Source organism: Tenacibaculum sp. SM2510, assembly GCF_057002845.1.
Genome location: NZ_CP192703.1, coordinates 1372878 through 1392763, shown reverse-complemented (window position 1 = coordinate 1392763; position 19886 = coordinate 1372878). Strand labels below are relative to the sequence as shown.

Here is a 19886-nt window from a genome sequence, read left to right as displayed (position 1 = left end):
TTTTAAGTTTTAATTAGAAACCTAATTTAGCTTTAACAGCACCGTAAATATCTTCACCTTTATCATAAACGATTAATCCTTTACCTGGTGCAGAATCAAATACATAAATTATTCCTTTAGCAGCAGCAACATCTTTAATTGCTTGCTCAGCTTTCTTTAAGATAGGAAGTGTTTTTTCTTGGTATTTTTTTTGCATTTCCTGACCAGCAGCTTGTTCAGCTTGTTTGATTCTTTGTGAGTCTTGTTGAATTTCTAAACCTCTCTTTTGATTTACTTCTTGTGTTTGGCTTTTACCTTCTGCTTCGTACTTCTTCATTTTAGCTTGTACAGTTTTATACATAGCCTCAATATCATCACGGTAAGTTTTGTTTAATTTTTCTAACTCAGCCTTCATAGATTTAGTCGCAGGCATTTCAGATAATAACTTATCAGTGTTTATATGTGCAGTTTTTTGTGCATTTGCCACACTACTTAATCCAATTGTGAAAATTGCAACTAATACTAACGTCTTAAAATGTTTCATCTTTGTTTTTAATTTAATTTATGTTCTTTATTCTTGGTTTATTTATTTTTGGATTCAGCCTCTTTTCTTGCTTCATCTTGAGCCTTTCTTAAAGCTTCTCTCTTTTGCTTTAATAACTTTCTTGCTTTGGCTCTTTCGTCTAATTTAGACTGTCTGTTCTTTTGAATTTTCTTTAGCTTAGCAAGCTTATCATTTTGCCTTTTCTTTCTAAGCGCTTCTTTTTTAGCGATTTTATCTTTTTGAGAATCACTCAAACTTTCGTTTTTAAGTAGTTCTTTTTTCTCAGCTATTTTATCTCTCTTCGCTTGTTTTTTCTGATCAATGTTTATTATTTTAACAATAAGTTCGCTAATATCGTGTTTTTTGTTTGAATATAACATAACAAGCTCACTAGATTTATCAAAAACAAAATCATATTTTTTTCTAGAGGCAATTGATTGAACGGCATTGTAAACTTGATCTTGAATAGGTTTTATTAATTGCTTTCTTAAATTATACATATCTCCCTTTGGGCCAAAGTATAACGATTCTAACCTGCGTAAAGATTCTTGTTTAATAGTAATGTCTTCTTCACGTTCTTCAATCAAATCTTTTGTTAAGATAGCTTTTTCGTTTGTTAAATCTGTTTTTAAAACTTCTATAGCTCTCGCTTCTTTATCTAATTTTTTTTTCCATTTTTCAACTTTCGCATCTAAAGAATTTTGTGCCTCCAAATATTCGGGTATATTTTGAAGAATATATTCCATGTCGATATAGGCAATACGCTGACTTTTTTGCCCAACAGCAATAGTTGTAATAAGTAAAAGAACGATTGATAAAATACTTTTTTTCATGTTATTATAATGTATTTAGAAAAAACCGTGCCAAAAAACGTTTATTAGAAATGTAAGTTTTTAGAACTGTCTCCCGATAATAAAATGTGTTTGCCATCCAGATTTTTCAGTTAAGCCAGGTAAAGGGTCAAATCCATGTGCGAAATCAATACCTAATAAACCAAATGCTGGCATAAATATACGTATACCCAATCCTGCTGAACGCTTTAGTTGAAACGGATTAAATTCACTAAAATTGTTGTAAGAATTACCAGCTTCTAAAAACCCTAAAGTATATATTGATGCAGAAGGTTTATCCGTTATAGAATAACGTAATTCCATCTGAAATTTGTTATATATAGCTCCACCGTCAGTCGATGATATTCTGTTATTTTCATATCCTCTAAGACCTACCGTTTCTCTACCATCTAGTTGTCCTTGGGCAATACCATCACCACCAACAAAGTATCTCTCTACAGGCGTTAAACCTAATTCACTGTTATAGCTACCTAAGTAACCCATCTCGAAATTAGACATTAACACTAATTTGTTATTTGAAGATAGTGATGTATACCATTTTCCTTTTGCAGAAAGTTTATAGTACTCAAGCCATCTGTATTTATCAGATAAATAAGCTTGTCTTTCATCATTTGTAGGATTTTCATCTTCTGTATAATCTTTTCCATTAACTAACGAGTATGGAAAGGTTGCTTTTGCTTTAATAGTAAATTCAGATCCATAACTAGGGAATATTAAACTAGGCCCTGTAGAATTACGACTAAAAGCAATACTATATGCTAAATTGTTTAAATTTCCGTCACTAATAACATCATTAGATGAACCTACTCTGTAACCATAGTTTTGTAAATCGATTCTTTGGAAACTTATGTTTTGTGATAAAGAAAAATAATCATCAGGCCAGCTTAAACGTCTACCTAAACCGATAGAAGCTCCAATAATACTTAAACTTTGGTTTTTATCTACGCTGTTTGTTGTAAAATCATATCGATATTGATTTGATAAATAAACAGAAAAAGATAATGATTGTGGTTTTTTACCACCTAACCATGGTTCTGTAAATGAAAAACTATAGGTGTTATAGGTTCTACTTGCTTGTAAACGCAATGATAATTTCTGACCATCACCCATTGGTAAAGGCTTGTAAGCTTCTTTGTTAAAGATATTTCTAAAAGAAAAATTATTAAAAGACAATCCTAAAGTTCCTATAAATGATCCACCTCCATAACCACCTTGTAGCTCAATCTGACTTCCTCCTTTTTCTACTACAGAAAAATCAATGTCAGCGGTTTTATCTTGGTAGTTTGGTTTTACATCAGGGGTTACATTGGCATCGAAAAAACCTAACTGACCAATTTCACGAATAGATCTAATGATGTTTTGGCGACTAAATAAATCTCCTGGTTTTACACGTAATTCCCTGTAAATAACATGGTCATTTGTTTTTTCATTACCTGTAACGGTAACTTTTTTAATAGTAGCTTGTTCATCTTCACGAATACGAACTTCTACTGTAATAGAATCATTATCTACTTTAGTTTCTATAGCGTTTATTTGTGAAAATAAATAACCATTATTATGATAAAGAGTCTGAATGTCTTGTGAGTTTGGAGTACCGTCACCAGAAATTCGCTCTTTTAAAACTTTACCATTATATACATCACCTTTATCAATACGTAGTAGGTTTTGTAAAAATTTATCTGAGTATTGCTTATTTCCAATAAATTTAATTTCATTAAAACGATACTGACGTCCTTCTTCTAAAGTAATGTAAAGGTTAATTGTGTTGTCATCATTCCAAGTAAGTTTATCTGATAAAATACGTGCATCACGATATCCTTTTTCACTATATTTTTCAAGAATACTTTCTAAATCTTCTTTGTAATCATCTAATATATATTTTGATGATTTCCAGAAACGGCCAAAAATTTTACGCTTTGTATTTTTCATTATCGCGCGTAAGGTGTTGTTTGACATTGCCTTGTTACCGATAAAATTAATTTCTTTAATTTTTATACGATTTCCTTTATCAATAAAAATATCCATACTAACAGTGTTTATGTCAGATGTGTCTTTTTTTGTATTTAAAGATACTTTGGTCTTTAAAAATCCTTTATCGGTATATTTCTTTTTTATATAATTTCTAGTGGTCACGATTAAATTATCGGTAACCATAGTTCCTTTTTTAAGTTCGGTATCTTTTTTAAGTTCCTTTGCTTTAGATTTGCTAACGCCAGCAATTGAAATATTTGTTAATTGAGGCAGCTCAGTAACATCAAATAAAAGATAAACAGTTTCACCATCTTTTTTAGAAAGGTAAACGTCAACTTCACTAAACTGCTTGCTTTCATAAAGTTTTTTAATAGCGCTGGTAAGTTTATCTCCTGGTAGTTTTATTTCTTGACCATCAACTAAACCAGTGTAAACTCTTATGGTTTGCTCACTAAACTTTTGTAAACCAGTAACAGTAATTCCACCAAGTATGTATTGCTCTCCTTTTTTATAAGAAATAGCATTACCAGTAGTGGTGCTGTCTTTAGTGCTTGTGTTTTGTGCTTGTGTATTCGCCGATAAAAAGGCGATTAAAAATACTACTAAATAAGAATATTTATTCATTGGTCTCAATCTGTTCACTTGTTTTTCCAAACCTTCTTTCTCTGTTTTGATAATCTATTACAGCGTCAAAAAGATCTCCTCTTCTATAATCTGGCCATAAGATTTCGGTAAAATGTAATTCGGCATATGCTATTTGCCAAAGTAAAAAATTACTGATTCGTTGTTCACCACTAGTACGTATCATTAAATCAACGTCGGGCAAATTAAATGTATATAAATGGTTATTTATAATTTTTTCATCTATTTTTTCAATATCTAGCTCGTTATTAACAACTTTTTTAGATATGTTTTTGATTGTGTTAACAATTTCTTCTCTAGAACCATAACTTAAAGCAAAGGTTAAGGTGATTTTAGTATTGTTTTCAGTTTCACTAATAACCTTTGCAAGTACTTTTTGTGCACTTTTAGGCAGGCTATCTATATTACCAATAGCATTTATTTTTACATTTTTGCGTTGAAACTCTGGTAGCTCTTTTTTTAACGTACTAACAAGTAAGCTCATTAGCGCATCTACTTCTAGCTTAGGTCTGTTCCAGTTCTCTGTAGAAAAAGCATAAAGAGTAACATATTTCACTCCTATTTCAGATGCGGCATCAGCTGTTTCTCTTATTGCTGTAAGTGCATTTCGGTGGCCAAAAACACGTTGCATTCCTTTACCTTTTGCCCAACGACCGTTACCATCCATAATAATAGCAATATGATTTGGTACTTTTTGTAAGTTAATACTGTGTAATTTGTCTTTCATATTTATTCTGCTAAGCCTTTGTAGCAAGGCGGTCTTCCAAAACTATAAACAATAGAAATACCAGTAAACATGTACCAGTCGTTACCTGTGCCTCCAAAATTAAAGTTGTTAATTTTATCTGTAGTAAAATCTATATCATCTACTAAAGTAAATCTAATGCCTGTTTCTAAGGCAATAGCTAAGTGGTCATCTAAGCGTCCTTTAATACCTATTCCTAAAGGTAAAGAATAGGAAAATTTATTTTTTAAACGAATAGTAGTTGGGGAAGTTCTTTCTACCGGACTTGTGTAGTTAAATGCAGCAATTTCAGCGAGTATATAAGGAGTAAAGGTTGTTTTATAATTACTAATATTATAATCGAAAAAATTAAACTCTATACCAGCAGCAAACTCATGTATGTTGTTTGAGAATAAATTGCCTCTGTTTTGGCGAAATAAATTCTCAGAATCTTTATCATCGGCACTAATAGGTATGTATGTATAGGTTCCTCTTAATGCGATTCTTGGGTTTAAATTGTATTTGTAAATCAAACCACCACCAAGTTCATTAGGGTATATATAATTGCTTCGTCCTATATCTCCAACATAATTTGTTCCCCCTACGAATATACCTACTTCGTGAGTTTGTGATTGTATTGTGATTGCTGCAAAAGCAAATAATATGAATAGAAAAGTTTTCCTCATAATAAAAATAGCGTGCAAATATAGGGAAATGAATTTGCTTTAAAAAGTTAATAATCTGTCTTTTTGATTAACTTTTTTTTAAGTGATTTATTGTAATAAAGCACAATTATAAAGATTCGTTTCGGGTGTCTTCTCCCCATAAAAGTTTACCTCGTAGCGTTTTTAAATGCGATTGGTTGTTAAGTAAAATGCTTTTTATAGAGAAAGATGCTTTTTGTATTTTAATTTTTGTGCCTTCAGAAACTGTAGTGATTCGAGAGTCTAATGAGATTAGGTAATCTTTTTCACGAGCACTAACTTCTAAATCAATTAGTGTATCGTCAGGTATCACCATTGGTCTCGCATTTAAATTATGGGGTGCAATAGGGGTAATTACAAAGCTTTTAGAGTCTGGCAAAATAACAGGACCGTTACAGCTTAAAGAATAGCCAGTAGAACCTGTTGGAGTAGATATAATTAAACCGTCTGCCCAGTAATTTGTTAAATACTCTTTATTTAAATAGGTTTTTACACCAATCATTGATGTGGTGTTTCTACGAGCTATGGTTATTTCGTTTAAAGCAAAATCTAATTCTTTAAATTCTTCTGCTTGTGGAGATGTTTCTATTTGTAGTAAAGACCTAGCTTGTGTTGTATAACTTTTCTTTAATAAAAGATCAATAGCTTCGTCAATTTGATTTTTCTGAACGGTTGCTAAAAAACCTAACCGCCCAGTATTTATGCCTAAAACAGGAATGTCTAAATGACGGATGTAAGTAACTGCTCTTAAAAAAGTTCCGTCTCCACCTATGGTAAACATTATGTCGAAAGAGTTCGATAAATCATTAAAATGAGCATATGTAGGATACTTCTTAGTTAAAGAATCGTTTTTAACTAATAGGCTGTAAAACTCTTTTTCAAAAAAAACAACAATTTTATTCTTCTCTAAAGCTGATACTAATATTTTAATTTCCTTTTCAGCAGTAATTGTGTAAGCTTGACCGTAAATAGCTACTTTTTTCACTTGTAATATTTTTTTAAGGTAAAGAAATGTAAACTACATCTCTAGGTATTTTTTTAAATAAGAAGCCCTGTCTTTTAATTCTTCTAAGTAAAAATCATCTTCATGTTTTGTGATAACATGGTAGTCATATCTGCGAAAAGTTTGAATGATTTCGTTTATTTCCTCAGTAATAATTTTTAAGGTAACCTGAATGTTGTCTTGATTTTCAGAAGAGGTATAAAGGCCTAGTAATTTGGCGCCGTTAGTTTCTACTATCTGAGCAATTTCTCCCATAGAAGTATCATTCTTGTTCTTCTCGATAATTAAGGTTTCACTTTCGTTGTGTAAAAAAGGGCTATCGGCAAAAGCATCTAAAATGTCACTTAATTCATAATAACCAACATAATTCATCTCTTTATTTAAAACAGGAATTAAATTACAATCATTATCTGCAAATAACACAATTAAGTCTAAAAGCGTTGCCTTTTCGTTCGAGTAAAAATGATCAAGCAAATAAGCGTATTCACTAAGTGGTAGTTCTTTGTTTTCGATCGTATGAACATCACTTTCGGGTAAGCAACCAACTAGTTTTCCGTTTTCAACAATAGGAATATGAGTTATAGGTAAATCCTTACATACTTTTAAAGCGCTTTTTACAGTGCTTTTTAAAGTAAGTGCTTTAATTTCTTTAAGTATAAACTCGTTCACATTCATTACTACGAATATAGTTTAAAATGTTTTAATGATTATCTTTGTAGCCTAATTTTATGAGATGACAAAGTTAAGTGTAAATATTAATAAAGTTGCTACGTTACGTAATTCTAGAGGTGGAAATACACCAGATTTATTAAAGGTAGCAACCGATATTCAGGATTTTGGTGCACAAGGAATTACAATTCACCCAAGACCAGATGAACGTCATATTCGTTATCAAGATGCGTATGATTTAAAATCGATTGTAACTACCGAATATAATATTGAAGGAAATCCGATTGATCAATTCATGAAAATGGTGTTGGAAATAAAGCCAACACAAGTAACGTTGGTGCCAGATAGTGTAGATACTTTAACGTCGAATGCTGGTTGGGATACTGTAGCGAATCAATCGTATTTACAAGAAGTAATTTCAGAGTTTAAAAATAACGGAATTAGAACTTCAATTTTTATAGATACTGATTTAAAGTTGATTGAAGCTGCAGCCAAAACAGGTGCGGATCGTATTGAATTATATACCGAAGAATTTGCAACTCAGTATGATTTGGGTAATAAAAATGCAGTAAAATCATATGCAGATGCTGCAATTTTAGCACACGAATTAGGTTTAGGTATTAATGCAGGGCATGATTTAAGTTTAGAAAATATTAAATTTTTTAAAGAGAGTATTCCTCATTTAGCAGAGGTTTCTATAGGGCATGCACTTATCTCTGAATCGTTATATTTAGGTTTAGAAAATGTGGTGAATATGTATTTACATAGATTACAATAATAATTTTTTAATATCTCCTCGAGCATTACTAAAGCAAAGTATATTTTGTTGTAAGTAGTGGGTGTAGCTCAAAAGAGAGGTTGATTTGGGTCTCAACTATGATCGGCCTGATAAACTCCAAAATAAATGAATAATAACCAGATTTTGCATTCTAGAATAATAGGTGAAGGAAAACCGTTGTTAATTTTACACGGATATTTTGGTATGGGTGATAATTGGAAAAGTCATGCCAATAAATTAGGGGAAGACGGATTTGAAGTGCATTTGATAGATCAACGAAATCATGGTCGTAGTTTTCATTCTGATGAATTTAATTACGAAGTAATGGTTGCCGATTTGTATAATTATATACAACATCATAATTTAGAAAAGGTAGATTTATTAGGGCATTCTATGGGTGGAAAAACAGTAATGTTATTCGCTACCCAATATGTTGATTTGGTTGGTAAATTGGTAGTTGCTGATATTTCACCAAGAATGTATCCGCCACATCATCATGATATTTTAGAGGCTTTGAATTCGGTTGATTTTAAAATTCAAGATTCACGAAGCTTAATAGATGAGAAATTAGCTGGATTAATTCCGGAAGTAGGTGTGCGACAATTTTTATTAAAAAGCGTGTATAGAAAAACGAAAGAGCAATACGGGTTTCGTTTTAATTTGAAATCGTTGACTGAAAATAATAACGAAGTAGGTGAAGCTTTGCCTTCGTTTACTGTTTTTGAAGGTGAAACTTTGTTTTTGAAAGGTGAAAATTCAGGTTATATTTCGGTAAATGAAGAGCCAATTATCAGTGCGCATTTCCCGAATTCTACCATAAAAAAGATAGCCAACGCAGGGCATTGGTTGCATGCTGAAAATCCGACTGATTTTTATACAGTGCTTATTGGTTTTTTAAAGTAATTTTAATTATCTACAACGTATCGGTTATGGTTAGTAGGGGGATTAAAAGTAGTTGATTTTCGATTAAGTACCAAAACCCGTATTATCTATAGCCATTGTTTGCGGTGTTTTTTATTCTATCCATAGATTTCCAATTGAATATGTTTTCGCTTTTCCGCTTATTATTACCCTGTCTTTTTTATTTTGGCATTGTAATTTTCCAATTCTATCGGAAATTTGTATTGCATTTAATTCATTTTTTCCAAGTTTTAATGACCAAAACGGAATTAATGAGCAGTGAGCTGAACCTGTTACAGGGTCTTCTAAAATCGACGCTTGAGGCGTAAAAAATCTCGATATAAAATCACAGTTTTCTCCTTTTGCTGTAATAATTACTCCGCCAGGATCAAGATTTATTTGGTCAAATATTTGTCTGTCAATTTTGATGTTTTCAACTTCTTGCTCTGTTTCGTAAACTAATAAATAATCTCTTGACTTATAAACTTCTTTCGGTTGTATATTTAATGATTTTTTAATTATTTCAGGTAATTCTGAAACAATGGGCATTCTTGAAGGGAGGTCCAAACTATATAAATTATTCTTTATAGAAACAATCAAATCTCCACTTAATGTTTCAAATATTATTTTGTCTTTAGGGTAGTTTAAAATTGACTTTAGACAATGAGCAGCCGCAAGTGTTGCATGTCCACATAAGTCCATTTCAATTTCTGGAGTAAACCATCGCAAATGTATTTTATCACCGTTGTCTACAAAAAAGGCAGTTTCAGCAACAGCATTTTCTTTAGTGATTTGCAGCAATGTGCTATCAGGTAACCAATCTTTTAAAGGAACAACACAGGCGGGGTTTCCGCCAAATATTTTATCCGTAAATGCATCTATTTGATAGAGTTCAAGTTTCATTCTTGTTCGTTCTTGTAAATTAATGACAACTTTAAAGATATTCCGAGTTTTAATTCGAAATATCAATAGTTAGCGAAGTTACTAGAAAACGTGTTAATAATCAACTTAAGTTTTCTATAGTCATTGCTCAGTTTTTGTGAATACTCTTATGTACTGACAAAACTGCAGGTTTTTGGTTTTGGTACGATTATCGCTTTTTATCAGTAAAACATAAAAGTAATGAAACTATTTTTAAAATTATTGCTAACTGCGTTGGCAGTTATCATATTAGCAAGTGTATTACCAGGTGTGGTTGTAACAAGTTATATAACAGCAATAATTGTAGCTGTAGTAATTTCGTTATTAAATATGTTTGTACGTCCGTTATTAGTGTTTTTTACATTACCAGCAACTATTGTAACGCTTGGGTTGTTTTTATTTGTAATTAATGCTGTAATTATTTTATTAGCAAGTAGCTTAGTTACGGGGTTTGCAGTAAGCGGATTTTTTACAGCACTTTTATTTAGTGTTTTGTTGTCAGTTTTCAGGTCGTTCTTATTTTCGTTGTTAAATGATGATAAAAAATAGCTGAAAACGAAAGAGTTAAACCTTTTGCAGAAAAGGTAAAAATAAACTAATTTTGCACCCGATTTTAAAGAAACATATTTTAAGATGAATATTACAAAAGAAAACGTAGATGCGTTAAACGCAGTTATAAAAGTTGATATAGTTGCTGAAGATTACCAAGCTACAGTAACAAAACAATTAGAAGATTACCGTAAAAAAGCAAACATTCCAGGATTTAGAAAAGGTCAAGTACCAATGGGAATGGTTAAGAAGCAATACGGAAAATCAATAATGATTGATGAAGTAAACAAGCTTTTACAGCAATCGTTAAATAAATATTTAGCAGAAGAAAAATTAGATATTTTAGGGAATCCATTACCAAGAATAGAAGATAATTTTAATTGGGATGCTGAAAAGTTTTCTTTTGAATTTGAATTAGGATTAGCTCCTGAGTTTGATGTAAACTTAAAGCCTAAAAACAAGGTTACGAAATATAACATTATCGCAACTGATGAGTTATTAACAAAAGAAATTGAAAATATTCAAACTCGTTACGGTAAAATTTCACCTATAGATGCAGCTACAGAAGGAGCTAACATTACAGGTACATTTGTAAACGAAGCTGAAGAGATTAATAAGAAATCAACAATTTCTGTAAAAGATATTAAAGGTAAAACAAACTTAAAGAAGTTTGTAGGTGCTAAAGTTGGTGATGTTTTAGAATTAAACACAAAGAGTTTATTTGAAGACGAGCACAAGTTGCAGGAGGCTTTAGGTGTTGCTCACGAAGCGGTTCATGATTTAGACGTTGCTGTTACTTTTACAATTGAAGAAGTTACAAAAACAGAAGCTGCAGAATTAGATAAAGAGTTATTTGATAAATTATTTGCAGACGGAAGTGTAAGTACAGTATCTGATTTAAAAGATAAAATTAAAGAAGACGCAGAAAAGCAATTTCAACAACAAGCAGATCAGCAATTATTAAATGCAATTACTGAAAACTTAGTTGACAATACAAAATTTGAGTTACCAACAGAATTTTTACAAAAGTGGTTGCAAACTGCAGGTGAAAAGCAATTAACTGCTGATGAAGCTGTAGCTGAATATAATAAATCTGAAAAAGGTTTACGTTACCAATTAATCGAAGGAAAGGTTATGAAGGATAACGATATTAAGATTGATTATAAAGAATTAGTGGATTATGCAAAAGGATTTATCCGTTCGCAAATGGCACAGTTTGGTAACATGAATCCAGAAGAAAAAGAGTTAGACGATATCGCTGGTAGAGTATTACAAAACCAAGAAGAAGCTCAGAAATTACAATCTCAATTAATTAGTCAAAAATTATTAGCTTTTTATAAAGAGAATATGAGTTTTGATTCTAAAGAACTTTCTTACGAAGATTTCATCAAAGAAGTATACAAATAAATGTCATTGCGAGGAACGAAGCAATCTGTTTATTAAAAACTAAATTGGTTCAATTAATTTATACTTCGTAAGGACAAAATAGACAAGAAACCTGAATGTAAATTCAGGTTTTTTTAGCCATAAACGGTAGCAATATACTAACGAAATAGTTCTTATATTTACACCATATAACCCAAAAAACATTTTTAAAATGGATTACGGAAAAGAATTCGAAAAATACGCAACAAAGCACCACGGAATAAACAGTACATATTTAGGTAAAATAACAAGTAGTTTAACGCCATATATTATGGAAGAACGTCAGATGAACATTACCCAAATGGATGTTTTTTCTCGTTTAATGATGGACAGAATTATCTTTTTAGGTACAGGAGTTAACGACCAAGTAGCCAATGTAATTCAAGCACAATTATTATTCTTAGAAAGTGTAGATGCGAGTAAAGATATTTCAATCTACATTAACTCTCCAGGAGGAGGTGTTTATGCAGGTTTAGGTATTTATGATACAATGCAATTTATAAAGCCAGATGTAGCAACAATATGTACAGGTATGGCAGCATCTATGGGAGCTGTTTTAATGTGTGCGGGAGCTAAAGGAAAACGATCTGCGTTACCACATTCTCGTATTATGATTCACCAACCAATGGGAGGTGCTCAAGGACAGGCTTCTGATATGGAAATTACCGTAAAAGAAATCGGGAAGTTAAAAACTGAATTGTATGATATCATTGCAGATCATTCAGGGCAAACTTTCGAAAAAGTACAAGAAGATTCTGATAGAGATTATTGGATGAAAGCCGACGAAGCAAAAGCTTACGGAATGGTAGATGAAATTTTAAAAAGAAAATAAAAAACAACGTCATTGCGAATGAAATGGAGTAATTTTTTTATCAAAATATTACTTCGTCTCTTCTCTTCGTAATGACTATAAAGTAAAGATAATGTCGAAAGAAGAAAACTTACAATGTTCCTTTTGTGGGCGTAAAAAGCCAGAAACCGATTTATTAATCGCTGGTATGGATGCTCATATTTGCGATAAATGTATAGAGCAAGCTCACGGTATTGTTGAAGAAGAAGTAACTGAAGCTAAAACAGATGGTTTATCGAAAGATTTAACATTAAAAAAGCCAAAAGAAATTAAAGCTTTTTTAGATCAGTACATAATCGGGCAAGACCAAACAAAAAGAGGAATGTCGGTAGCTGTGTATAATCACTATAAGCGATTATTGCAAACTAAAGACGATGAAGATGAGGTTGAAATAGAGAAATCGAATATTGTTTTAGTAGGAGAAACCGGTACAGGTAAAACATTAATAGCTCGTACAATTGCTAGAATGTTAAACGTACCATTCTCTATTGTAGATGCTACCGTTTTAACACAGGCAGGATATGTAGGTGAAGATGTTGAAAGTATTTTAAGTCGCTTGTTACAAGCTGCAGACTACGATGTAGAAAAAGCACAGCGAGGTATCGTTTTTATCGATGAGATAGACAAAATAGCTCGTAAAGGTGATAATCCTTCAATTACTAGAGATGTTTCGGGAGAAGGTGTTCAACAAGCTTTATTAAAATTATTAGAAGGGTCTGTAGTAAATGTTGCTCCTAAAGGTGGAAGAAAACATCCAGATCAAAAATTTATTGAAGTAGATACCAAGGAGATATTATTTATTGCAGGTGGTGCTTTTTCAGGAATTGATAGAATTATTAGTAAGCGTTTAAATATGCAAGCTGTAGGTTATAGCGCTTCAATTGATGAGGATAAGGTTGATGAAAGTAACTTGTTACAATATATCATCCCTTCTGATTTAAAATCATTTGGATTAATTCCAGAAATTATCGGTCGTTTACCTGTATTAAGTTACATGAATCCGTTAGATGCAGAAACATTACGCGCCATTTTAACAGAACCTAAAAACTCTATCGTAAAACAATACACGAAGTTATTTGCGATGGATGATGTTGAGTTTACCTTAACAGAAGAAGCCTTACAATACATTGTAGATAAGGCAATAGAGTATAAGCTAGGTGCTCGTGGATTACGTTCGTTATGTGAAGCTATTTTAACGGATGCAATGTTTGATATGCCAAGTTCTGATGAAAAAGAATTAAAGGTAACAAAAGAATATGCAGAGTCTAAAGTAACAAAATCTGCTTTAAAGAAATTAAGAGCTGTTTCATAATTTATCTCAGAATAACATCTTTTCTAGCTAAGAATATACTAGCCCAAGCAGGTTTAAGTAATTATTGATAAAATAGAACTAAAAAGAGACCACATTTTAATAAATGTGGTCTCTTTTATTTTGTAAAAGTATTTTAGTGTGTTACAACCTTACTGTGTTTTTTAATCCATTGATTAAGTTGTTCAGTAGTTAAACTATATTTTTGTTGTACTTCAGCTTTCTTGCTTTGTATGTGAGTAGCGTTTAAAACAGCGTATTCGTATTCTTTAGCAATTGATTTCTGAAACTTCTCGTAATAACTTTTAGCAGTTTCTTGTGGTTGCGCAGTTTTAGGTTTAAGAGCAGCGTCACCAAGTAAATTAATCCATTGTGTAAACTCTTCAGCATTTAAATTGTACTTCTTTTGTACTTCTTCTTTTTTACTTTGTAAGTAAGAAGGTGTTAGAATTGCTTTTTCATATTCTTCTACAGCCGATTTTTTAAATTTAGAGTAATAAGCAGCAGAGTGTTTTTGAGGTAAACCAACATCTGTACTTTTAACCACGTTGTTATTAGTAGTAAGTAAGCTCGAATATTTATTGATCCATTCAGTAAGTTGTGTCGGATTCAAATTGTATTTCTGTTGTAACTCATTCTTTTTACTTTGTAAGTGTGCGGCTGCTAAAACTAACTTGTCATACTCAGTAACTACAGAAAGTTGAAATTTTTCATAATAATTAGAGGCAGTTTCTTTAGACGTAGTTTTCTGTGCAGGTTGTGTTTTTTTAGCAACAGGTTGTGTTATCTGCTTATTTTCTTGCTTAGGAGCTTTTACAGTAGCGGTCTCTGTAAAATTAGCATTATTTGTATATGCAGCAGTATCGTCTTTATACCATCCTTGAGGAATGTTATTTAGTTGATTGTCATTTACAAGAATAGCATCAATTTCGTTACTAGTAGTATCTAGACTTTCTAGTTTTGTACAGCCTTTAACATCTAAATTAGTTAAACGATTAAAACTACAGTATAAATTTTCAAGATTAGTGTTATCACCAAGAATAAGTTCCTTTAGCTCGTTATTATCACAACTCACATAAACTAATTCCGTATTATTACGAAGATCTAAACGTTCTATTTTGTTTTCACTACAATTTAAGAACGTGATAGAAGTACTTTTAGATAAATCTATTTTTGTAATATTATTACCAAAGCAATCTATACGTTTTAAATTAGGAAAGCTTTCAAGACCGGTTAAGTCTTTAACTTTAGAGTGTACGTTTGGTAAAAGTTTATTTGTTATAGGGTCATTTATATTTAAATTAACGACATACCTTGCGTCACTAACTAAAATACTCCCGTTTAAACCGTTCGAGTCTATTCCTAAATCGATTAAACATTCTTCTAAACCGATATCAGGAATGGTAATAGTTTCCTGGGAAGAAACGTTTAAAGTTAGTAATATTATAAATATGAATGATATATATGTTTTCATGATTGGTAATTTGTGACAAAATTATATATTTATATGATTTTGGCAAGTAAAAAGGCAAGAGATTTATTTTTAATATAACGTCTCTAAAACTAGTATATTTGTTAGCTGTATTTTACATCATATGATAACCCAACAAACGATAGAAAAAGTTTTTGAAGCCGCCCAAGTAGAAGAGGTTATAGGCGAGTTTGTACAATTAAAAAAATCAGGAAGTAGTTTTAAAGGTTTAAGTCCGTTTACAGATGAGAGAACTCCGTCGTTTATGGTATCGCCAGTAAAACAAATATGGAAAGATTTTAGTACCGGAAAAGGAGGGAATGCGGTTTCTTTCTTGATGGAGCACGAGCATTATACCTATCCTGAAGCCATTAAATGGTTGGCGAAAAAATACAATATTGAAATTGAAGAAACCGAACAGTCTGACGAGCAAAAAGAGCAGCTGAACGAAAGAGAAAGTATGTTTTTGGCATCTAAATTTGCTAAAGATTATTTTCACGATGTATTAATGAACAGCCAAAAGGGGCGTGCAATCGGATTGTCTTACTTTAAAGAAAGAGGTTTTAGAGAGGATATTATCGAAAAATTCGATTTAGGATATTGTAAAGATGAATGGACTAATTTCACTGAAGCTGCATTAGCAAAGGGCTATGATTTAAAGTACTTAAAATCTACAGGTTTAACAATTGTAAAAGAAGGCGGGCCACAAATCAAAAAATTCGATCGTTTTAAAGGCCGTGTAATGTTCCCGATACACAGTATGTCTGGGCGTATTTTAGGTTTTGGAGGTAGGATACTTACTAACGATAAAAAAGCAGCCAAATATTTAAATTCTCCAGAAAGTGAGATATACCATAAAAGTAAAATTTTATACGGAATTTATCATGCAAAGAAAGAAATAGCAAAACAAGATAATTGTTATTTAGTAGAAGGGTACACCGATGTTATTTCTTTTTATCAATCAGGTGTAGAAAACGTGGTTGCTTCTTCAGGAACTGCGCTTACTTCTGATCAAATTCGATTAGTAAATCGACTAACTAAAAATATTACTGTTTTATTTGATGGTGATGCGGCCGGAATTAGAGCTTCTATTCGTGGTATCGATTTGATTTTAGAACAAGGAATGAATGTAAAAGTAGTTTCTTTTCCTGAAGGTGAGGATCCTGATAGTTTTGCAAAAGCACACTCTACGGCAGAGTTAAAAGAGTTTTTAGAAGAAAAATCGCAAGATTTTATTGAGTTTAAAGTGTCTTTATTGATGAAAGACGCAGCGAACGATCCTGTAAAAAAAGCAGGATTAATTCGTGATATTGTTACCAGTATTTCTAAAATTCCTGATGGTATTCAAAGAGAAGTATATGTGCAAGAATGTGCGCGTATTATGGATATCTCTGAACGTGTTTTGTTTAGCGAATTAGCACAGTTGATAAGTAAAGGATTGGCTAATTCAAATAAACGTAGTCAAGGTAATAGTTCAAATCAGCCGCAAGCGGAATATTCATCAAAACAAGAAACAGCTTCGTTAGGTCTTGTAAAAGGTGGAGGAAAAGGTCGCCAGAAAATTAATCAACTGAATATTTTAGAAAAAGAAATTATAAGAATATTGTTGCTGTACGGAAATGAGGTAATCGATTTTGTAAATTGGGTAGACGGAGTAGATGAAAAAGGTCGCCCTGTCATGGAAAAAGAAGAGTATCAAAATACAGTTTCTAATGAGTTATATTTAAATTTACAAGAAGATGAAATTGAATTTGCTAACGAAATTTTTAAATTAACATATTACCAATTAGTACATCAGTTAAATCAAGAAGAAAAAATATCTGTTGATTTATTGATAATGCATGAAAATCAAGAAATATCAAGTTTAGTAACCAATATTTTAATGGATTCTGAGCAATATTCTTTAAGTGATTGGGATCGTAAGGAAATATATGTAACAAAAACTATTAAAGTACTGCCAAAGGCTGTTATGGATATTGTTCTTAGATTAAGAGATCTTTTAATTAAATTAAAAATTGAAGATCTTATGAAGGATATTAGTAGTATTGATTTAGAGCTTATTAATGATTATAATGAGTTGAGAAATAAATTAGCTTACAAATTAGGTAGGGTTGTTTAAGTTCTATTTTAAAAAAAAACGATTATTTGAGAAACTTAACCGCGTGGTTTAGTATGTTTCTTTTTTGGATTTAACAAAACTTTATGATTTCATTTCTTTTTTTGTAACTTTGGTCTTGAAAAAGAAAAAGAAATAAAAAAGTTATGAAAAAAATATTACAATTTTTTGAACTACTTAGATTGCTTATATTGTTACCGTTTAAAATTTCGAACGGACATAAAAAACATGCCTATCAAAAAATTAAACGTCAAATGATTTTGGTTAATTTACTTTAAATTACTAGGTATTTCGCAAACAGGAATAGGTACCATTTTGTGCTGATTAATTCGATTAAGACGAGTGTATATTTTAAACACTTCTAGTTTTCTATCAGAAAAATCAGCATTATTTTTACCTTCGTTTTGCATTTGCATAGCCCATTCTAATTCATCATACGACGCACCTATTTGATCTTCGTCTGTTCTGCTATCGCCGAATAAACCATCTGTAGGTTGTGCTTTTTGAATTGATTGTGGTACTTCTAAATGCGCGGCTAAAGCAAAAACTTCCGATTTAACTAAATCTGCAATAGGACTTAAATCAACACCTCCATCACCATACTTGGTATAAAACCCTACGCCAAAATCTTCTATTTTATTACCTGTTCCCGCTACTAATAATCCGTGTAAACCTGCAAAATAATACAAAGTAGTCATGCGTAAACGCGCACGTGTATTTGCTAGGGCTAAATCGGTTTTCGCTGATTTTTCTACTTCAGGAACCACGGTTTTAAAACCTTCAAAAGTGCTTGTTAAATTTACTTCTGCTTCCGTAACATTGCTAAAACGTTCTTTTAACTGTTTAATATGTTCATTTGCTCTGTTTACTTGACTTTCCGCTTGATGAATAGGCAATTCAACACATAAAGTAGGTAAACCAGTTTTGGCACACAGGGTTGAAGTTACAGCACTATCTATACCACCAGAAATACCAACTATAAATCCGTTAACGCCAGAATTTGTTGCGTATTCTTTTAGCCATTGTACAATATGTTCTGAAACTTTAGGTGTATTCATAATCAGATAGATTTTATAAGGGTTTATATAAAAAGGATATAAACTATTTTAGTAATTTCGACGTTGTAATGTTGAATGTAAATATACTAAAGTTCATGAGAAAATTTTTAGCACTTTGTGTTTTAGTTTCTGGTTTAATGTCTTGTAAAAAAGAGGCAGCTATTAATTTTAAAGTTGATGTTTCTAACATTGATGTTGTTGTAAATATAGATCGATTTGATGTTGATTTTTATACAACGAATCCAAGTAATTTAAGTGAAACAAAAAATAAATATCCATTGTTGTTTCCACCGCAACACGACAGTGTTTGGGTAAATAAAATAAATAGCGAGGATGAAAGAGAGTTGTTTAACGAAACTCAAAAAGTTTATAAAAACATAGATACCTTAAGAGCTGAGTTAACATCACTTTTTAAGCATTTAAAATATTACAATCCGAAGTTTAAAAGCCCGAGAGTAATTACAATGCTTACAAATATCGATTATGATAATCGAATTGTATATGCAGATAGTTTATTGCTAATATCTTTAGATGCCTACCTTGGAGAAAAGCATCGATTTTATAATGATTATCCGGTTTATGTAAAGCAGCATAATGATAAAGAACATATTATTGTAGATGTAGCAAAAGCAATAATAAATGCACAAGTGTTTTCGGGGAAACAAAGAAGTTTTATTGATAAGATAATTCAAAAAGGAAAAAGAATGTATTTGCTAGATACCTATTTACCGATGGTTTCTGATCAACAAAAAATAGGATATTCTCAAGTTAAATATGATTGGGCAAAAAGTAATGATGAACATATTTGGAAATATTTTATTGAAAAAGATATGTTGTATAGCACCAATAAAGAATTAGATAAACGTTTTATAGATATTGCACCTTTTTCTAAGTTTTATATGGAGCAAGACAATCAATCCCCAGGTAGAATAGGGGAGTTTATTGGTTGGCAAATTGTGCGTTCGTACATGCAAAAGAATGACGTATCTTTGCAGGAATTATTACAAAAAAACGAAGAGGAAATCTTCAAGAATTCAAAATATAAACCAAAGAAATAATGGCGATAGAGCACACTTCTAAAATAACATTTAAGGTAGGGTTAGACGAGAATAAAGTTCCTGAAGAAATTACATGGAATGCTGAAGATGGCGGAATTGATAACGAGCCTTCTAAGGCAATTATGTTATCGGTTTGGGATCATAAGAAAAAAGATACTTTACGTATGGATCTTTGGACAAAAGACATGCCTGTTGATGAGATGAAGCAATTTTATCATCAAACATTAGTATCTATGGCAGCCTCATTTGAAAGGGCTACAGATGATGCTAAAATGGGTGCAACCATGCGAGATTTTTGTGATTACTTTGCCGAGAAATTAGAATTGAAAAAATAATAAAAAAAGCAGCTTTTAAGCTGCTTTTT

General features: G+C 31.5%; 19 protein-coding genes. 9 read left to right on the top strand and 10 right to left on the bottom strand.

The genetic code is table 11. From position 1 onward, the window contains the following. Window positions 1–13: 13 nt before the first annotated feature. The 7 genes from ACQ629_RS06185 to ACQ629_RS06155 all read right to left on the bottom strand — a co-directional run bounded on the left by ACQ629_RS06185 (window position 14) and on the right by ACQ629_RS06155 (window position 7093). Window positions 14–523, bottom strand: a complete 510-nt coding sequence (locus ACQ629_RS06185) for an OmpH/Skp family outer membrane protein (RefSeq protein WP_483707070.1) — start codon at window positions 521–523, stop codon at window positions 14–16. Window positions 524–561: 38 nt separating this feature from the next. Beyond that, window positions 562–1356, bottom strand: a complete 795-nt coding sequence (locus tag ACQ629_RS06180) for an OmpH/Skp family outer membrane protein (protein WP_483707069.1) — start codon at window positions 1354–1356, stop codon at window positions 562–564. 60 nt (window positions 1357–1416) lie between these two features. Then, window positions 1417–3969 (bottom strand): outer membrane protein assembly factor BamA, encoded by a 2553-nt coding sequence (gene bamA, locus ACQ629_RS06175; protein ID WP_483707068.1) that lies wholly within the window; start codon window positions 3967–3969, stop codon window positions 1417–1419. Continuing rightward, entirely contained in the window at window positions 3962–4714 is a 753-nt protein-coding gene (locus ACQ629_RS06170; protein WP_483707067.1) for an isoprenyl transferase, read from the bottom strand. The genes bamA and ACQ629_RS06170 overlap by 8 nt, the downstream gene beginning before the upstream one ends. Window positions 4715–4716: 2 nt before the next feature. Beyond that, entirely contained in the window at window positions 4717–5397 is a 681-nt protein-coding gene (gene porG / locus ACQ629_RS06165) for a type IX secretion system protein PorG (protein ID WP_483707066.1), read from the bottom strand. Window positions 5398–5503: 106 nt separating this feature from the next. After that, entirely contained in the window at window positions 5504–6400 is an 897-nt protein-coding gene (locus tag ACQ629_RS06160; RefSeq protein WP_483707065.1) for an NAD kinase, read from the bottom strand. A gap of 33 nt (window positions 6401–6433) precedes the next feature. Continuing rightward, entirely contained in the window at window positions 6434–7093 is a 660-nt protein-coding gene (locus ACQ629_RS06155; RefSeq protein ID WP_483707064.1) for a CBS domain-containing protein, read from the bottom strand. A 58-nt stretch (window positions 7094–7151) separates the two neighbouring features. On the opposite strand from ACQ629_RS06155, the gene ACQ629_RS06150 reads away from it, so the two are divergent. Both ACQ629_RS06150 and ACQ629_RS06145 read left to right on the top strand, forming a co-directional pair. Beyond that, complete coding sequence (locus ACQ629_RS06150) at window positions 7152–7865, top strand: pyridoxine 5'-phosphate synthase (RefSeq protein WP_483707063.1); 714 nt, start codon at window positions 7152–7154, stop codon at window positions 7863–7865. 126 nt (window positions 7866–7991) lie between these two features. Continuing rightward, window positions 7992–8768, top strand: a complete 777-nt coding sequence (locus tag ACQ629_RS06145) for an alpha/beta fold hydrolase (protein ID WP_483707062.1) — start codon at window positions 7992–7994, stop codon at window positions 8766–8768. Between the two features lie 111 nt (window positions 8769–8879). On the opposite strand, the gene ACQ629_RS06140 is transcribed toward ACQ629_RS06145, so the two are convergent. Further along, window positions 8880–9668, bottom strand: coding sequence for a PhzF family phenazine biosynthesis protein (locus ACQ629_RS06140; RefSeq protein WP_483707061.1), 789 nt, complete (start codon window positions 9666–9668; stop codon window positions 8880–8882). A gap of 219 nt (window positions 9669–9887) precedes the next feature. On the opposite strand from ACQ629_RS06140, the gene ACQ629_RS06135 reads away from it, so the two are divergent. The 4 genes from ACQ629_RS06135 to clpX all read left to right on the top strand — a co-directional run bounded on the left by ACQ629_RS06135 (window position 9888) and on the right by clpX (window position 13822). Continuing rightward, window positions 9888–10235, top strand: coding sequence for a phage holin family protein (locus ACQ629_RS06135; RefSeq protein WP_483707060.1), 348 nt, complete (start codon window positions 9888–9890; stop codon window positions 10233–10235). 84 nt (window positions 10236–10319) lie between these two features. Beyond that, entirely contained in the window at window positions 10320–11642 is a 1323-nt protein-coding gene (gene tig / locus ACQ629_RS06130) for a trigger factor (protein ID WP_483707059.1), read from the top strand. Between the two features lie 190 nt (window positions 11643–11832). Continuing rightward, window positions 11833–12492 carry an ATP-dependent Clp endopeptidase proteolytic subunit ClpP gene (gene clpP / locus ACQ629_RS06125; protein ID WP_483707058.1) on the top strand — a complete coding sequence of 220 codons (660 nt, stop codon included), beginning with the start codon at window positions 11833–11835 and terminating at the stop codon, window positions 12490–12492. A 91-nt stretch (window positions 12493–12583) separates the two neighbouring features. Continuing rightward, a complete protein-coding gene (gene clpX / locus ACQ629_RS06120; RefSeq protein WP_483707057.1) occupies window positions 12584–13822 on the top strand; it encodes an ATP-dependent Clp protease ATP-binding subunit ClpX in 1239 nt (412 codons plus the stop codon). A gap of 133 nt (window positions 13823–13955) precedes the next feature. On the opposite strand, the gene ACQ629_RS06115 is transcribed toward clpX, so the two are convergent. Beyond that, a complete protein-coding gene (locus ACQ629_RS06115; RefSeq protein WP_483707056.1) occupies window positions 13956–15293 on the bottom strand; it encodes a leucine-rich repeat domain-containing protein in 1338 nt (445 codons plus the stop codon). Window positions 15294–15414: 121 nt separating this feature from the next. On the opposite strand from ACQ629_RS06115, the gene dnaG reads away from it, so the two are divergent. Further along, window positions 15415–17409 carry a DNA primase gene (dnaG, locus tag ACQ629_RS06110; RefSeq protein ID WP_483707055.1) on the top strand — a complete coding sequence of 665 codons (1995 nt, stop codon included), beginning with the start codon at window positions 15415–15417 and terminating at the stop codon, window positions 17407–17409. Window positions 17410–17675: 266 nt separating this feature from the next. Here dnaG and nadE read toward each other — a convergent pair whose 3' ends face one another. Next, window positions 17676–18464 (bottom strand): NAD(+) synthase, encoded by a 789-nt coding sequence (gene nadE / locus ACQ629_RS06105; RefSeq protein ID WP_483707054.1) that lies wholly within the window; start codon window positions 18462–18464, stop codon window positions 17676–17678. Between the two features lie 95 nt (window positions 18465–18559). Here nadE and gldB point away from each other — a divergent pair, with 95 nt between their 5' ends. Next, window positions 18560–19522: a gliding motility lipoprotein GldB gene (gldB, locus tag ACQ629_RS06100; protein WP_483707053.1), complete on the top strand. Its 963-nt coding sequence runs from the start codon at window positions 18560–18562 to the stop codon at window positions 19520–19522. Then, a complete protein-coding gene (gene gldC / locus ACQ629_RS06095) occupies window positions 19522–19857 on the top strand; it encodes a gliding motility protein GldC (protein WP_483707052.1) in 336 nt (111 codons plus the stop codon). The genes gldB and gldC overlap by 1 nt, the downstream gene beginning before the upstream one ends. The last annotated feature ends 29 nt before the right edge of the window (window positions 19858–19886 follow it).

Excerpts from the sequence above, each read along its gene's own strand:
- ACQ629_RS06180 (WP_483707069.1), bottom strand. The coding sequence starts at position 1,356 with ATGAAAAAAAGTATTTTATCAATCGTTCTTTTACTTATTACAACTATT.
- ACQ629_RS06155 (WP_483707064.1), bottom strand. The coding sequence starts at position 7,093 with ATGAATGTGAACGAGTTTATACTTAAAGAAATTAAAGCACTTACTTTA.
- ACQ629_RS06135 (WP_483707060.1), top strand. The coding sequence starts at position 9,888 with ATGAAACTATTTTTAAAATTATTGCTAACTGCGTTGGCAGTTATCATA.
- ACQ629_RS06145 (WP_483707062.1), top strand. The coding sequence starts at position 7,992 with ATGAATAATAACCAGATTTTGCATTCTAGAATAATAGGTGAAGGAAAA.
- clpX (WP_483707057.1), top strand. The coding sequence starts at position 12,584 with ATGTCGAAAGAAGAAAACTTACAATGTTCCTTTTGTGGGCGTAAAAAG.
- ACQ629_RS06140 (WP_483707061.1), bottom strand. The coding sequence starts at position 9,668 with ATGAAACTTGAACTCTATCAAATAGATGCATTTACGGATAAAATATTT.
- dnaG (WP_483707055.1), top strand. The coding sequence starts at position 15,415 with ATGATAACCCAACAAACGATAGAAAAAGTTTTTGAAGCCGCCCAAGTA.
- gldB (WP_483707053.1), top strand. The coding sequence starts at position 18,560 with ATGAGAAAATTTTTAGCACTTTGTGTTTTAGTTTCTGGTTTAATGTCT.
- ACQ629_RS06150 (WP_483707063.1), top strand. The coding sequence starts at position 7,152 with ATGACAAAGTTAAGTGTAAATATTAATAAAGTTGCTACGTTACGTAAT.
- nadE (WP_483707054.1), bottom strand. The coding sequence starts at position 18,464 with ATGAATACACCTAAAGTTTCAGAACATATTGTACAATGGCTAAAAGAA.
- bamA (WP_483707068.1), bottom strand. The coding sequence starts at position 3,969 with ATGAATAAATATTCTTATTTAGTAGTATTTTTAATCGCCTTTTTATCG.
- ACQ629_RS06115 (WP_483707056.1), bottom strand. The coding sequence starts at position 15,293 with ATGAAAACATATATATCATTCATATTTATAATATTACTAACTTTAAAC.
- ACQ629_RS06185 (WP_483707070.1), bottom strand. The coding sequence starts at position 523 with ATGAAACATTTTAAGACGTTAGTATTAGTTGCAATTTTCACAATTGGA.
- gldC (WP_483707052.1), top strand. The coding sequence starts at position 19,522 with ATGGCGATAGAGCACACTTCTAAAATAACATTTAAGGTAGGGTTAGAC.
- tig (WP_483707059.1), top strand. The coding sequence starts at position 10,320 with ATGAATATTACAAAAGAAAACGTAGATGCGTTAAACGCAGTTATAAAA.
- ACQ629_RS06170 (WP_483707067.1), bottom strand. The coding sequence starts at position 4,714 with ATGAAAGACAAATTACACAGTATTAACTTACAAAAAGTACCAAATCAT.
- clpP (WP_483707058.1), top strand. The coding sequence starts at position 11,833 with ATGGATTACGGAAAAGAATTCGAAAAATACGCAACAAAGCACCACGGA.
- porG (WP_483707066.1), bottom strand. The coding sequence starts at position 5,397 with ATGAGGAAAACTTTTCTATTCATATTATTTGCTTTTGCAGCAATCACA.